Source organism: Ghiorsea bivora, assembly GCF_000744415.1.
In the GTDB taxonomy this organism is placed as follows: Bacteria; Pseudomonadota; Zetaproteobacteria; order Mariprofundales; family Mariprofundaceae; genus Ghiorsea; species Ghiorsea bivora.
This window is the reverse complement of record NZ_JQLW01000005.1, coordinates 213852-228250: the sequence shown is the minus strand read 5'-3', so window position 1 is coordinate 228250 and position 14399 is coordinate 213852. Positions and strand designations below refer to the sequence as shown.

Annotated in this window: 19 protein-coding genes and 1 pseudogene; 14 read left to right on the top strand and 6 right to left on the bottom strand. The window is 40.7% G+C overall.

Annotated features, from left to right (window positions below; all coding sequences use genetic code 11):
- Position 1: 1 nt before the first annotated feature.
- Entirely contained in the window at positions 2 to 856 is an 855-nt protein-coding gene (locus DM09_RS01655) for a class I SAM-dependent methyltransferase (protein ID WP_038247073.1), read from the top strand.
- A 3-nt stretch (positions 857 to 859) separates the two neighbouring features.
- Here DM09_RS01655 and sppA read toward each other — a convergent pair whose 3' ends face one another.
- Genes sppA through DM09_RS01640 form a run of 3 tightly spaced genes read right to left on the bottom strand, consistent with a single transcriptional unit; the run spans position 860 to position 3391 of the window.
- Complete coding sequence (gene sppA, locus DM09_RS01650) at positions 860 to 2653, bottom strand: signal peptide peptidase SppA (RefSeq protein WP_038247423.1); 1794 nt, start codon at positions 2651 to 2653, stop codon at positions 860 to 862.
- A 38-nt stretch (positions 2654 to 2691) separates the two neighbouring features.
- Entirely contained in the window at positions 2692 to 3108 is a 417-nt protein-coding gene (arsC, locus tag DM09_RS01645) for an arsenate reductase (thioredoxin) (RefSeq protein WP_038247071.1), read from the bottom strand.
- Position 3109: 1 nt separating this feature from the next.
- Positions 3110 to 3391, bottom strand: coding sequence for a hypothetical protein (locus DM09_RS01640; RefSeq protein WP_038247069.1), 282 nt, complete (start codon positions 3389 to 3391; stop codon positions 3110 to 3112).
- A gap of 152 nt (positions 3392 to 3543) precedes the next feature.
- Between DM09_RS01640 and DM09_RS01635 the strand changes: the two genes are divergently transcribed.
- The 13 genes and pseudogenes from DM09_RS01635 (at position 3544) to DM09_RS01580 (ending at position 10536) form a co-directional block, all read left to right on the top strand.
- Positions 3544 to 4005 carry a DUF6036 family nucleotidyltransferase gene (locus tag DM09_RS01635; protein ID WP_038247067.1) on the top strand — a complete coding sequence of 154 codons (462 nt, stop codon included), beginning with the start codon at positions 3544 to 3546 and terminating at the stop codon, positions 4003 to 4005.
- The gene (locus DM09_RS01630; protein WP_038247065.1) at positions 4002 to 4244 is read left to right on the top strand and encodes a CopG family antitoxin; all 243 of its coding nucleotides are present in this window, start codon (positions 4002 to 4004) and stop codon (positions 4242 to 4244) included. Before DM09_RS01635 ends, DM09_RS01630 begins: the two co-directional genes overlap by 4 nt.
- Before the next feature lie 51 nt (positions 4245 to 4295).
- Positions 4296 to 4450: pseudogene (locus DM09_RS11285) on the top strand (integrase core domain-containing protein); the annotation flags it as partial.
- A 202-nt stretch (positions 4451 to 4652) separates the two neighbouring features.
- Entirely contained in the window at positions 4653 to 5057 is a 405-nt protein-coding gene (locus tag DM09_RS01625; protein ID WP_038247062.1) for a MerR family transcriptional regulator, read from the top strand.
- The gene (locus DM09_RS01620) at positions 5057 to 5950 is read left to right on the top strand and encodes a transporter family protein (protein ID WP_051937911.1); all 894 of its coding nucleotides are present in this window, start codon (positions 5057 to 5059) and stop codon (positions 5948 to 5950) included. Before DM09_RS01625 ends, DM09_RS01620 begins: the two co-directional genes overlap by 1 nt.
- An 11-nt stretch (positions 5951 to 5961) precedes the next feature.
- Positions 5962 to 6267 carry a heavy-metal-associated domain-containing protein gene (locus tag DM09_RS01615; RefSeq protein ID WP_038247058.1) on the top strand — a complete coding sequence of 102 codons (306 nt, stop codon included), beginning with the start codon at positions 5962 to 5964 and terminating at the stop codon, positions 6265 to 6267.
- Positions 6264 to 7223, top strand: coding sequence for an NHL repeat-containing protein (locus DM09_RS01610; protein WP_038247057.1), 960 nt, complete (start codon positions 6264 to 6266; stop codon positions 7221 to 7223). The genes DM09_RS01615 and DM09_RS01610 overlap by 4 nt, the downstream gene beginning before the upstream one ends.
- A complete protein-coding gene (locus DM09_RS01605; RefSeq protein ID WP_081881041.1) occupies positions 7223 to 7651 on the top strand; it encodes a MerR family transcriptional regulator in 429 nt (142 codons plus the stop codon). Before DM09_RS01610 ends, DM09_RS01605 begins: the two co-directional genes overlap by 1 nt.
- Positions 7648 to 7983, top strand: a complete 336-nt coding sequence (locus DM09_RS10955; RefSeq protein WP_051937910.1) for a mercuric transporter MerT family protein — start codon at positions 7648 to 7650, stop codon at positions 7981 to 7983. The genes DM09_RS01605 and DM09_RS10955 overlap by 4 nt, the downstream gene beginning before the upstream one ends.
- A gap of 12 nt (positions 7984 to 7995) precedes the next feature.
- Complete coding sequence (locus DM09_RS01595) at positions 7996 to 8289, top strand: cation transporter (RefSeq protein ID WP_038247055.1); 294 nt, start codon at positions 7996 to 7998, stop codon at positions 8287 to 8289.
- A gap of 126 nt (positions 8290 to 8415) precedes the next feature.
- Entirely contained in the window at positions 8416 to 8652 is a 237-nt protein-coding gene (gene merF / locus DM09_RS01590) for a mercury resistance system transport protein MerF (RefSeq protein ID WP_038247054.1), read from the top strand.
- Positions 8652 to 10085, top strand: a complete 1434-nt coding sequence (gene merA, locus DM09_RS01585; RefSeq protein WP_038247053.1) for a mercury(II) reductase — start codon at positions 8652 to 8654, stop codon at positions 10083 to 10085. Before merF ends, merA begins: the two co-directional genes overlap by 1 nt.
- 10 nt (positions 10086 to 10095) lie before the next feature.
- The gene (locus DM09_RS01580; protein ID WP_318024113.1) at positions 10096 to 10536 is read left to right on the top strand and encodes a putative iron-sulfur cluster-binding metallochaperone; all 441 of its coding nucleotides are present in this window, start codon (positions 10096 to 10098) and stop codon (positions 10534 to 10536) included.
- 580 nt (positions 10537 to 11116) lie between these two features.
- On the opposite strand, the gene DM09_RS01575 is transcribed toward DM09_RS01580, so the two are convergent.
- Genes DM09_RS01575 through DM09_RS01570 form a run of 3 tightly spaced genes read right to left on the bottom strand, consistent with a single transcriptional unit; the run spans position 11117 to position 14120 of the window.
- Positions 11117 to 11758, bottom strand: coding sequence for a TSCPD domain-containing protein (locus DM09_RS01575; RefSeq protein WP_038247051.1), 642 nt, complete (start codon positions 11756 to 11758; stop codon positions 11117 to 11119).
- Complete coding sequence (locus DM09_RS11515) at positions 11755 to 12012, bottom strand: hypothetical protein (protein ID WP_232507716.1); 258 nt, start codon at positions 12010 to 12012, stop codon at positions 11755 to 11757. The genes DM09_RS01575 and DM09_RS11515 overlap by 4 nt, the downstream gene beginning before the upstream one ends.
- On the bottom strand, positions 12012 to 14120 hold the full coding sequence (locus DM09_RS01570) for an adenosylcobalamin-dependent ribonucleoside-diphosphate reductase (protein ID WP_051937987.1): 2109 nt from the start codon (positions 14118 to 14120) through the stop codon (positions 12012 to 12014). Before DM09_RS01570 ends, DM09_RS11515 begins: the two co-directional genes overlap by 1 nt.
- Positions 14121 to 14399 lie beyond the last annotated feature (279 nt).

The following is a 14399-nucleotide window of genomic DNA, read 5'->3' as shown; positions in this document are numbered from 1 at the left end:
TATGGATAACAAACACACACAAAACCCTAAAGATATCAAATACCATGTAACAAAGTATTTACATCGTATTCAAGATCAACTTCAGGGTAAAACGGTGATTGATTTGCCTGCTGGTTCTGGGTTTACATCACAACTTTTACTGAATATGGGGGCAAAAGTTCGTGCTTTTGATTTATTCCCTGAATACTTTAAACTTAAAGGTGTAAGTTGTGAGCGTGCTGATGTAACACAAGGTATTCCTGTAAAAAATAATATTGCTGACATGCTCATTTGCCAAGAAGGCATCGAGCATTTCAGTGACCAATTACAGGTATTCAAAGAATTTAATCGTGTACTCAAACAAAATGGTACACTGATTATTACCACACCTAGCTACTCCAACCTAGCAGCTAAATTCAGCTATATCATGTTTGAAAGTGAAACCAGTAGCCAAATGCCACCCAATGAAATTAATGATATTTGGATGGACGATCAATCGGTATCAACTGAAATTTACCATGGGCATATTTTTCTAATCGGCTTACAAAAATTACGCATACTTGCACGGCTAGCAGGCTTTAATATCAAAGAAATCCGTTATGTACGTTTAAGCCGTGGTTCATTGGTTTTATTTCCCTTCTTATACCCGCTTATTCTCATACGCTCACTGCTGACCTACCAAAAACATATGCGAAAATTGCCAAAGATTTCTGAATCCAAGAAAAAAGAAGTATATCAAGAGCAGCTTCGCATCAATATCAACCCCAAACATTTACTAAACAAACATACGTTTATTGTTTTTGAGAAGGAAAAAGACAGCAAAGATGTCAGCTTCAAATATGATGAAGTATTAAAAAGCTTTGACCAAGAAACCTAAACATCACTTCAATTTAATATCACTCAAAGCATAAATACCGCGAGGGTCATTCAGCGCGAAAATATCATCTTGCACATGAAGTGTTTGCATCAACATATCAACCATTGCCGATGGTTGAATATCTAGAGATACCAAAACCTCACTCAATATATTCTCCATCATAAACTCCAATGCATTCATGGGTGGTGTGACTTCCACTGCAGTATGACTCTTCTCAATATGTGCCAATCGTGCCGCAGCTTGAATCGCAGCATCCATGTCGCCAAGCGCATCCACCAAACCCAAATCCTTGGCATCACGCCCGCTCCAAACACGCCCTTGTGCCAATGACTCAACCTTTTCCGTTGGCATCTTCCGCCCTTGGGCTACATGCCCGATAAACTGCTTATAAATTTGATGAATACTAAGTTGAATCGACGCTGCAAGCTCAGCAGTTAATGGTTTATCAATACGCATTGCTCCTGCCAATTTAGTTGTACCCAAACCATCGGTATGCACACCTAACTTCTCTAGGCTATGACTAATATTGGGTACAATGCCAAAAACACCTATAGAACCTGTAATGGTGGCAGGTGATGCCCAAATTTCATTGGCTGCAGACGCAATCCAGTAACCTCCTGATGCTGCCATACTACCCATGGATACCACCACAGGTTTACCATGTTGCCGCAATACTTCAACAGCATGACGAATACTCTCGGATGCTTGGGCACTACCTCCAGGTGTATTTAAACGCAGTACCACAGCTTTGATGCGCGTGTCATGAAGTGCTGTTTGTAATAACTCAACCATGGTATCACTACCAATGGTACCTGAAGGTTGTTCACCACTTAGAATCTGACCACTGCCCGTAATGATACCCACCCAGTTATCCACATCTTGCGGTTGCGATGGTAGTAAACTGGTATTCGCCATCAAATATGACTTATAATCCACCAGTTCAGCTGGCCCTGTTTTGGCTTGTAATTTAGCATCTGCCTGCTCTGGATAAAGTAAACCATCCACCCAGCCTTCTGCCATAAAGAATTTCCCCAGATCACCATCATAAGCCTTGATGCTCGCAACGGGAGTGTCTAAGACCTGCTGTAAACGTGCCGTTTTGATGCCTCGCATGTTTTGAATATCTGTTTTATATACATCCCAAAGCGTATTTAACCATTGGCTATCGGCCTCTCTTTCTGCATCTGACATGGCATTTTGTATCAAAGGTGCAGCGGCTGACTTATATTTACCCGCCCGAAACACATGAACATCTACACCCAACTTATCCAAGGCATCTTTAATATAGTTGCGGTATACAGCATACCCCTGCAATGCAATATTCCCCATAGGATGCAAATACACATCATTTGCTGCTGCCGCCAAATAATACTGTGCTTGCGTCCAATTATCAGCATACGCCATCACAGGTTTTCCACTTGCCTTAAATGTTTCAATAGCATGGCGAATTTCTTGCAAATGCGGCAAGGCAGCCGATGATAGTTTGCTCAAATCAAGGCGCACACCTTTTATCCGCTCATCTTTGGCTGCCATTTCCAGCGCCATCACCACATCATGCACCTTCACCTGTTTCGGCTCAGGATTGGTTAACGCGGATAAACCAAAACTTGGGCGTTTGACCTGCTCAACCAAAGCTCCTTTTAAATCCAACTGTAAAATCGCCCGTTCTGGCATGGTTGGCTGCGCTTGCATCAAGGTGTACAACAAGAAGCCAACTAAAAACAAGAAAAGCATATTCACCATAACATAGCGAATATTTTCTATACCTTTCATCAACCTTAAAAAAGCTGTTTTCATACCATCCCCTGTAGCCATTTATGCTGGGCTTTCAATTGTCATGCACCTTGCAAGAAAACTTGGATTTGCTGACGAATTTTGTCACGCACCTTATAAAATTCAGCCATGATTTCTTCTTCGCTACCACTTGCTTTTGCTGGATCATCAAAAGGCCAGTGTTGTTTTTCACAGCTTACAGGCACAGTTGGACAGCTTGCATCCGCATTGCCACATACTGTAATCAAAAGGTCAATGTCTGCCAAAAGTACAGGGTCTAATGCTTCAGACTTTTGCTGACTAACATCAACACCAGCTTGCTTCATCGCAGCAATAGCCCGCGGATTTTTACCATGTGCGACAATGCCCGCAGAATACACATCATAAATGTCACCTGCTAAATATTTGAGCCAACCTTCTGCCATTTGTGAGCGGCAGGCATTACCCGTACATAAGAATAACACCTTGCGCTTACTCACTTTATTTCATCCAATCCTGTAAAGTGTCTACAATCAACTTGGCTTGTTTGGCATTGGTAATGTTAAATTTTGAGCGCGGTGTATATTTACCATCACGCTTTTGAAAACGACGAATCGTATACTTATCAGTGCTGTATTCTTGGTTGGTTTTGTCCCAAGTTTGGTACTTAAACAAAATAGTTACCCATGCACCTTTACTCAAAATCATTTTATCCGTTTGTTTGGTCGTTAAAATACCATTTTCTTCATAATCAATGGTTAGTTCGTCCGCTGTTTCTGCCATATGTCTCTCTTTTGAATCAGAATATTCATTAGGTTTATTTTTGAATGGGACGAACCCTAGCAAAGACACCGCCCAAAGCTACAAACATACAGTATGAAGTAGAATAGGTTACAGTACCTTTACATAATATATACTTTAGATATACTTTATTCATGTTTATCCAAAAGCTTATCCAATCATTAAGCAAACACAGTGTAAATTATGCTCTTGTAGGTGGTTATGCTGTGGCGCTACATGGTGCATTTCGCGGCACCATGGATGTCGATTTGGTCATTCAAGTGGATGAACAAAACTTTCTCAATGCTGAAAAAGCACTCATATCGATTGGATTACAAGCTCGTTTGCCAGTTAAAGCTCATGAAGTATTCCACTTTCGTGATGAGTATATTAACAATCGGAATATGGTTGCTTGGTCCTTTGTAAACCCAAACAACCCAGCGGAAATGGTCGATATTATTATCACTGAAGACTTGATTAAAATGAATACTGTAAACAAACAAGGTTTTGGTTTGGACATTCAAGTGCTTGCTATTGATGATTTAATTCAAATGAAAAAAAAATCAGGCCGACCTCAAGATTTAGAAGATATTGCTGCCCTTAAGAAGTTAAAATGAGACCCATTCAATACTTTAGCGATGAATATTTAGAGCGATGCAAAGGTATAACTACGGAACAAGTTTTAGAGTTCCTAGAAACTTTTCGGAAAATGCAAGAAAAACCAAAAAAGAGTAAATTGATTAGCCTCAAAGTGCCTGAACCAATGTTGGAATCCTTTAAACAAAAAAGTGCGCTTGAAGGCATCAAATATCAAACCAAAATCAAAAGTTTAATGCAGGATTGGTTAACCCAATAAACCCGCCGTTCAGTAACTTTCAAAAGAATATGGTTACTTAAAGTACGCTGACTTAACCAATATATCTTTAGTGAGGTGGAAGAAGTTCAGAGGCATACAACACGTTGGTTATGGACGTACAACAATGAGAGACCTAACATGGCACTTGGTGGTAAACGCCTAAACAAAAACTAAGCGTTAGCTGCTTAATGATTTACTACTTATAAATACAGACACTTATGGGTGGATTACCACCTCAACAATAATCTCCTTGGGAATGCTTGACTCCATACTATAGTCATGGGTTTAGTTTTCGCAGATTACATGATATCTATAAAAGAACCTTTCGAGATAATAAAATACCCGCTTTCGAATCATCTTGTTGATAATGGGAAAGCACTATAAGTAGATAAAAAGTGGAGTACATGAATGAGGCAAAAAACTATTGGTTGGGCAGCTAAAGAAGCAGGGGTAAATACACAAACAGTTCTTTATTACGAACGTCGTGGTTTGCTTCCTGAACCTTCCCGATCTTTTAATGGCTATCGTTTGTTCAATGATATATCGGTACAAAGAATATTCTTTATCAAACGTGCACAGAAGCTTGGATTTACTCTGAAACAAATTGCAGCACTTCTTGCGTTACAAGGTGATCATAATTCAAGTTGTGCTGAGGTTAGTGCCATGGCTTTAAGTCATCTTGAAAAGATTAAAAGTAAAATTCTTGACCTACAACGTATGAAAGATGCATTGCTTCCTCTTGTGAATGCATGCCCAAAAAAAGGAGCTCTGAACGCGTGTCCAATTATGGATAGTCTAAAAGGGAGTAAATGATGTTTGTATGGATTATGGTGCTCAGTAGTTTGTTTACGTTTGTGGGTGTAGCTACTGCTGGTCCCATTACGTTTAATAGTGCCCTGCCAGTGTCCGAAGGGGTAGGTATTCTTCGATCACAACTAAAACTGATTCGCAAAACTGGTGATGTTACTTCCCAAAAACGAGATTTGACAGTTACAGCCGTGCCTCTGGTTCTGGCTTATGGCCTGAGTTCTAAATTAGCGTTATTTGGCGTAGTGGCTAACGTAAATAAACTCATGGATACCACAATGGGAGGGGAACGTATTCGTCGCAAGACGAAGGGCTTGGGTGATAGTAAACTATTTGCACGTTACACTGTTTACCAAGTGGATAGCCCAGGGGATACGTTCCGCATCGCACCTTTCATAGGCATAAAAATACCCAGTGGCAGGTATGATAAGCAAGATGCCTTTGGCTTGATACCACGTCCTTTACAATCTGGGTCAGGTTCTTGGGATCCTTTTGTAGGCATCGCCATTACCAGACAAACGTTGGACTGGGAGTTTGATGTAGCAACAAGTTATCAGGCAAACACTAAAGCATACGACTTTAAATTTGGTGATGAAGCTAGGTTAGATGGGTCTTTTCAATACCGAATATTGCCACATTCATTAGAGAATATTGGTGTACCTTCTTTTATTTATGCTGTGCTTGAATCTAACCTTATTTGGAATGGAAAGAATAAGCTTGCAGGTGCGACTAATGTAGACAGTGGTGGAACTACTTGGAACCTAGTTCCTGGTTTACAATATGTTACTAGCCGATATGTATTGGAAACAGCAGTCTTAATACCAGTGAAGCAACAATTAAATGGTACAACACTTGAAACAGACTTGGTGTGGACAACAGGTTTTCGCTGGAATTTTTAAGGAGTTATAAAATGCGCATATTACAATCAATTTTTGTTATTACTATTCTGTCAATCATGTCTTTAAATACCTTGTTTGCGGAAGGAGTTAAAGCGCAAACGGTGACCATTCAAGTTGATGGTCTATCCTGTCCTTTTTGTGCCTATGGTTTAGAAAAAAACCTGAAAAAAATAGAAGGTATTGAAGCTGTCAAAATTGATATGAAAACAGGCAAGGCAACGATTACAATACAGGAAAACATGGGTGTGACTGATCAATCGCTACGCCAAGCTGTAAAAAAAGCAGGTTTTACAGCACGTGATATTACTCGCCAGTGAAAATTTTAATAAAGGTTTTTCTAGCATTATTTGTTACAGTATTATTTAGTGCTTGTAGTACCGATAACCCTATTAATGTTCAGGTATGGGGAAGCTTGGGTGATGGGTGTGGGCAATTCAATGAGCCTTTTGATATAGCGGTGGATAAGAGGGGTTTCGTTTATGTTACCGATGTTCGTAATAAACGTGTACAAAAGTTCACTGAAAGTGGTGAGTTTATCATGTTTATTGGTCAGGATTTGTTTGAAAAACCCAGTGGTATTGGCATAGGTCTTCATAATACAGTATGGGTCACAGATTATGATTTGGATCAAATATTTCAGTTTAATGCTAACGGGGATTTACTAACGGTATGGGGAAATGCTGGTGATAAGTTGGGCGAATTTGAATCTCCTGTAGATGTAGCTGTAAATGGAGCTGGACAGGTTTATGTGGTGGATCAATATCATCATCGTATTCAGGTGTTTACACCTGATGGACATTTTATTAGGACATGGGGCAAACAAGGTAAAGTCAATGTGGTCCGTTCTGCATTAAATTTTATTGTTACAGATGGGCATAAAGGCGAGTTTTACTATCCATCTCGCATCGTTATTGGATTGGATGACCGTGTTTATGTATCGGATGCTTATAACAATCGAGTACAAATCTTTGATGCGAGCGGTAGTTTTTTGCAAAGTATTGGCGGCATAGGGCTATGGGGAGGAAGGTTCCGTGTAACCTCAGGAATTGCTGTCGGGAAAAATGGCAACCTCTTTGTGGCTGACTTTTATAATAATCGAATTCAGCACTTTGATCGTAGTGGCCACTTCATTGAAGCTTGGGGTGGTACAGAAAATCAATCGAATAAACTCTCTGGACCTACTGGCGTAGCAGTAAATCAGGATGGGCAGGTATATATAGCTGATTGGGGCAATCACCGTATCCAAAGATACTTATTACATAACCCAAATTAATGCTTGACTCTGGAGTATACTCCAAGGCTTATCATTCGCCTATGAAGATTGGTGAATTATCAAAAAGGACAAGTGTGCCAATAGACACGGTACGCTATTATGAACAACGTGAGCTACTTCCACGACCCGCGAGAACCCAATCAGGATACCGACAATATTCTGAAGATGATGTCATTCGTTTAAAATTTATCGTACAAGCAAAAGAACTTGGTTTTACCCTCAATGAAATTTCTCAGCTTCTTGGTCTTCAGTCAGGTGATTGTAAACAGGTGCAACTTGTTGCCAAAGCAAAAGCCCAAGAGCTAGAAGAACGTATTACCAAGTTATCCCAGATGAAGGATGTTCTTTTAGAAATGGCAGATAAATGTGAGCAATCAGCAGACAGTGAAGCATGCCCTATTTTAAAATCGTTGGAGGAATCTAAGTGAGTAATACTGAAACAAAAAAAGAAAACACACCATTAATTGGTGCAGTTATAGCAGGAGGGTTAGCATCTGCGTGCTGTATTGGTCCTCTAATTGTAGTGATGTTGGGATTGGGTTCAGCCTCGGCCTTTATTGCTATGGAACCATACAGACCTCTATTTGCTGTGATTACTCTAGCTCTGATTGTGTGGGCGGGGTGGAATCACTGGCAAGGTAGAAAAGTATGTATCGCCAAGGGTTGCCCACCCAAAAAACCTGTTCTACTTTGGGTATTAGGCGGAATTGCAATGTTTCTTTTGATCTCACCTTCATTACTTCCATACCTCATAAAATAAGGAGATTTATTTATGCGAAAAACGATATTACTTACTGCACTTTGCTCTTTGGTTGCCATATCTGCACAAAATGGTTTGGCGCAGGAACAAACTGTTACTATTCATGTTTCAGGCATGACCTGTGGTACATGTCCCATCAGTGTTAGACATAGAGCCTTGCAAATGAAAGGCGTACACGAAGCTTCTGTTGATATTAATACGTCACTTGCCTCAGTTACTTATGAAGATAGTGAACAGTCACCTCAAGCAATAGCTCAGGCTATTACGGATCTCGGTTATCCAGCTACAATTAAGGGTAAAAAATAATGCGTCCGTTAGAAAAAAAGGGTGGTAACTCAATTGTCCCGAATGTCATCATCGGTATTGGGGTTGTTTTAGCCATAATGTGGTTAGTAATGTACTGCCCGTCATGTCATTAAATAAGGAGTCAGCATGAAAAAATCAACTTTACTGAAAACTGGCATTATAGGTTCTGTAATACTGGCACTATGCTGCTTTACCCCCGTGCTGGTTATTCTACTTGGTGTTGTTGGTTTATCGGCTTGGGTAGGTCACCTTGATACGGTACTCATGCCAGCCCTGTTATTTTTTCTTATTTTAACGGTATATGCTTTTTTGAAAAAAGGTAAGGATGACTGTTGTGATGAAAATCATAAGGTGGATCAATAATGAATGACTGCTATGTAAACAAATTACCCAGTGAGTCTAAAACGCATATTGCGATTGTAGGAACTGGCTCGAGTGCTTTTGCTGCAGCAATCAAGGCGGCTGAAGAAGGGGCAAAAGTAACCTTAATAGAAGGTGCAAAAATTATTGGGGGAACTTGTGTAAATATTGGTTGTGTACCTTCAAAGATTATGATTCGTAGCGCCCATATATCCCATTTACAATCTTCACATGCCTTCGGTGGTATTTCTCTAAATCAACCACAAATTAACCGTGCTAAACTGGTTAAACAACAACAGGCTCGAGTCGAAGAGTTAAGGCATACCAAATATGAAAGTATTCTAGATAACAACCCTGATATTGAACTAATTCGAGGATGGGCAAACTTTGAAGATGCACACACATTAGTCGTGAAACAGGGTAAGGGAAGTGAGATACGCCTTAAACCTGATAAGATACTTCTGGCCACGGGTGCAAGTTCGGCTGTTCCAGATATTCCAGGTCTTTCTGAATCTCCCTATTGGACATCAACAGAGGCACTGGTTTCAAAAACATTACCTAAACACCTAGTTGTGATTGGTGCTTCAGTGGTAGCACTTGAATTAGCTCAAGCATTTTTACGATTGGGGTCAAAAGTTACAATAATGGCTAGGAGTGTTTTTTTGTCGAAGGAAGATCCCGCGATTGGCGAAGGGTTGGTGACCATTTTTGAGAAAGAAGGTGCGCGAGTTATGCTGGATACACTTCCCAAGTCCGTATCGCATGATGGGAAGAGCTTTGTTTTGTCATCTAAAGCAGGAGAAATTCGTTGTGATCAATTGTTAGTAGCTACCGGGAGAAATCCTAACACTGAGCAGTTGATGCTTGGCAAGGCAGGAGTTCAGCTTGATAACAAGGGCGCAATTATTATTGATGATCATATGCGAACGTCCGTTGGGCATATTTTTGCAGCGGGGGATTGTACGAATCAACCTCAGTATGTTTATGTGGCTGCGGCAGCAGGAACACGGGCAGCCATTAATATGACTGGTGGAGATGCTGCTCTTAATTTATCAGCTATGCCCGCAGTCGTATTTACCGACCCTCAGGTAGGTACGGTGGGTTTAACAGAGGCAGAGGCAATAAAGAGGGGTATTGATGCTGAATCACGCACCCTATCATTAGAGAGTGTGCCAAGAGCTTTGGCTAATTTTGATACGGATGGTTTTATTAAGCTGGTAGCGGATAAAAACACTGGACGACTACTTGGGGCACAGGTTCTGTCTGCTGAAGGTGGTGAAATTATCCAGACAGCAGCAATAGCATTGTATAACCAAATGACGATCAAGGAACTCTCTAATCAATTGTTTCCGTATCTCACGATGGTTGAAGGAATCAAGCTATGCGCTCAGACTTTTACTAAAGATGTAAAACAGCTTTCATGTTGTGCTGGTTAAGAGGAAATGAATGATGTCATGTTCTTGTTGTAGTACGACCAACAAAAAGGGAAGAAAGGTTTGTCCTACATGCAAACAAAGCTGCTTTCCTGTGGGTAGGCAGACGATGTTGCATCAGGTGCAGTTCCCAGACAACCAAAACATGGTGTCTGGTGATTATGCCTTTTGCTCTAATCAAGATTGTACAACAGGTTACTTTTCAGCAGTTACAATCATTTCAAAATCAAAGTTGCGCGAATTTCAGTCTGAAAAATATACCATGCTTTGCCATTGTTTTGCTATATCTAAACCTGTGTATCAAACTGCATTGAATAATGGAACGGCGAAAGCCATAAAAGACTTTGTAGTGAAACAGACAAAAGAGAGTTTATGCGCGTGTGAATCTAGGAACCCATCAGGTCGTTGTTGTTTGGTTAATTTTACGAGAATGGAAAAAGAACATGCCAATTAAAACTACTACAAGTTGTAACAAAAGGCGAATTCAATTCCCAAGGCAACTTAAGTTAGTTTTCGTATTGAAAAAACCTTATGTGGTGAGGTAATCCACCCATAAGTGTCTGCATTTATAAGTAGAAAACTGTTACGCAGCTAACGCCAGCTTTTGCTTAGGCGTTATACCACCAAGTGCCATATTAGGTCGTTCGTTGTTATACGTTCATAAGAAGAGCATTAAACAGACAGTTGGAGATTCACGAGCTTGATTTTGGCAACTTTTGAGGAGGTCACAATGGATGCTGATTGACAGCTTTTGCAAATTGGGCGGTTTGTCGGTTTAAAGATTTGTAAACTTTCAGGTTTCCTCAATCCGTATATCTTTACGCTTTCACCTTTATTGCATAGAAAACCCTCCTAACATATTAATACCTCAAATTAATAACCCCACATCTTAGAGTTCTTGTATCTTATCAAACGTTCTCAGTACGACTTTTAACTATTACTAATAAAAAAAGGCTGCTATCTCATTGAGATAACAGCCAAGTCAGTTTTTACTTTAAATTTATGCTACTTAATATCTTTACAGATTCAACACCCTATCCACACTTAGAATCGCCACATTCTAGGCAGCAATTGCAATTGTCTAAGCGCACTACCGCCATGGCTGAGCACTTATCGCATTGTGCGCCGTTGGCTACGCCTTCTTTGCCTAATTTCTCCTCAGCTTCTTTGCGTTTGGCAATCAACTCTTCAGTTTGTAATTGTCCTTCCATCATGCCGATAGAGACCAAGTGTTTTTGAATAACTTCGCCAATTTCAGCGACAATTGATGGCATGTATTTACCACCTTTTTTGTAGTAACCACCTCTAGGGTCGAACACAGCTTTCAGCTCTTCAACGAGGAATGTAATGTCACCACCTTTGCGGAAAATCGCAGAAATAATACGCGTTAAGGTGACAATCCACATGAAATGCTCCATGTTTTTGGTGTTGATAAACACTTCAAATGGGCGGCGGTGTTCACTTTCTTCGCCTTGGTTGACCACCACATCATTGATGGTGATATACATGGCATGTTCAGAGTGTGGCGTTTTGATTTTGTAAGTGCTGCCCACCAAAACTTCATCACGCTCCAACAACGGTGCAATAGATGCTATATTATTATCCTGTTTTGTTGTTTCATCTTCAGGTTTTGCAACTTCATAAGCCGTAATTTTCTTTTCAATCTTGATACTCATACTTTTCCTCCACGAACAGCCAACAATGATTCTAGCCGTTTATGCAAATTGTGCAGCGCGTTTGGTTGTTTGCCTTGTGTTTTACGAACAATTGCATTCAACCCCGGGCGTTGCCTCCGGTGTATGTGGGCGGTTTCCCCTTGCGATGGTTTGTCATAAGACAACGATGCCATCACCCACAGATTAATTGGCGGAAATTTTAACTCCGCCCAACGAACCCTAAGTTCAGGTGAGAACTTAGCCTTCATATGCACTAAAACTTGCCATAATAACCTTCTTTGAGGGCATCAAATAAGTTGGCTGCTGTATGCATTTCACCATCATATTCGATTTCTTCATTGCCTTTGGCTTCCACCACTGTGCCATCTTCCAAAGTGAACTTGTATGTGGTGTTTTCCAAATCTTCTTCTTTGACCAACACACCCTGGAACACTTCAGGGTTAAAACGGAAAGTAGTACAACCCTTCAAACCTTTATCAAAGGCGTACATGTAAATATTTTTAAAGTCTTCATAAGGGAAGTCGGTCGGTACATTCGCAGTTTTAGAAATAGACGAATCCACCCAAACTTGTGCCGCAGCTTGAATATCCACGTGTTGTGTTGGTGTCACCGCATCAGCTGAGATAAAATAATCAGGCAGCTTGGTCGCGTCATCTGTGCCAAAAGGCATAGCATCTGCATTTACCATTTCACGGTAAGCCAATAACTCATAAGAGAAAACATCCACTTTTTCTTTGGACTTCTTACCTTCTCTAATCACGTTACGCGCATAATGATGGGCAAAAGATGGTTCAATACCATTGGATGCATTGTTGGCAAGCGATAATGAAATCGTGCCTGTAGGCGCAATAGATGAATGATGGGTAAAACGACACCCCTTCTCAATCAAGCCATCCAACAATTCTTGGTCACCTGAATCGGCAAACTTTTGCATATATCGCGAATATTTTGCCCAAAGCACTTTGCCTTTGACTTTATCACCCACTTTGAAGCCGTCTTTCACCATTTCAGGGCGTTTAAACAACATATCCTTCGTCACTTCAAAGTCTTGTTCCATAATCGGCGCAGCACCCTTTTCTTCTGCCAATTGTAAACCCACTTCAAAACCTGTTTTTGCCATTTCATAAGCAACTTTCTCAGTGAATTTCAAAGAATCTTCAGAACCATATTTGGTACGCAACATAGTGAGCGTTGAGCCAAGACCTAAGAATCCCATACCATGACGGCGTTTATCCAAAATTGCTTGGCGTTGCTGTTCAAGCGGCAAACCATTGATGTCCACCACATTGTCCAACATGCGGGTAAACACCGATACCACTTCACGGTACATATCCCAATCAAAATAAGCGTTTTCTGTGAAAGGTTCACGTACAAATTTGGTTAAGTTGATTGAGCCCAAAAGACAAGCACCATACGGTGGCAAAGGTTGTTCACCACAAGGGTTGGTGGCGCGAATATCTTCACAAAACCAGTTGTTGTTCAGGTCATTCACTTCATCAATCAAAATAAAACCTGGCTCAGCATAATCATAAGTGGAAGACATAATCACGTCCCACAGGCGGCGAGCTTTAATCGTTTTATACACACGACACGCGGTAAAACCACGATCATCCTGCGCTGCACTTTCAGGCGGATTGGCAACACGTTTAAAAATAATGCGCATATCATCATTGGCTAGTTCATCTTTGGTCGCAGGAAATACCAAGTCCCAATCGGCATCTTCTTTAACAGCCTGCATAAAGTCACGGGTAATCAAGCATGATAGGTTAAACTGACGCAAGCGACCATCTTCACGTTTGGCTTTGATAAAGTCGGTTACGTCTGGGTGAGAAATATCAAAAGTACCCATTTGTGCGCCACGACGACCACCTGCCGATGACACGGTGAAACACATTTTATCATAGATATCCATGAAAGATAATGGGCCAGAAGTATATGCACCTGCGCCTGACACATATGCACCTTTAGGGCGCAATGTAGAAAACTCATAACCAATGCCACAACCAGCCTTAAGTGTCAGACCAGCTTCTTTGACCATGGTCAAAATACCATCCATAGAATCAGGAATCACACCAGAAACGGTACAGTTAATCGTTGATGTTGCAGGTTTATGTGCTTCCGCACCTGCATTGGACATAATGCGACCCGCTGGAATTGCACCATTCGCCAAGGCCCAAGTAAAGCGATTGCTCCAAAATTCACGTTTGTCTTCATCTTCCACTTCCGACAAAGCTTTGGCAACACGTTTATAAGTGTCTGCCACATTGGCATCCACTGCATTACCATCTTTATCTTTTAATCGATACTTTTTATCCCAAATATCTTCACTGGCTGGCTGCAATGTTACTTCATTAATACCCATACCTGAATCCGAGCTAATAGACTGTGGTTCTTTCGGTTGCACTTGGCTCATAAGATGTTGTCCCCTTGCTGAAACGTGAATTTTACATGAAAATCGCTTCATCTTTGCATTATCTGTGCGCCACTATATGTTGGGTTTAGAAATAACACAAGACACAATCTCTTGTGTTGTTATACAAATATTGCCCACAACTTATGCACAGTAAGCTGTGGATAAGTTAAAAAATATGTGTAAATATTGGATATTCATAAGGTTTATAAACCTCGACCGTGCGCGTAA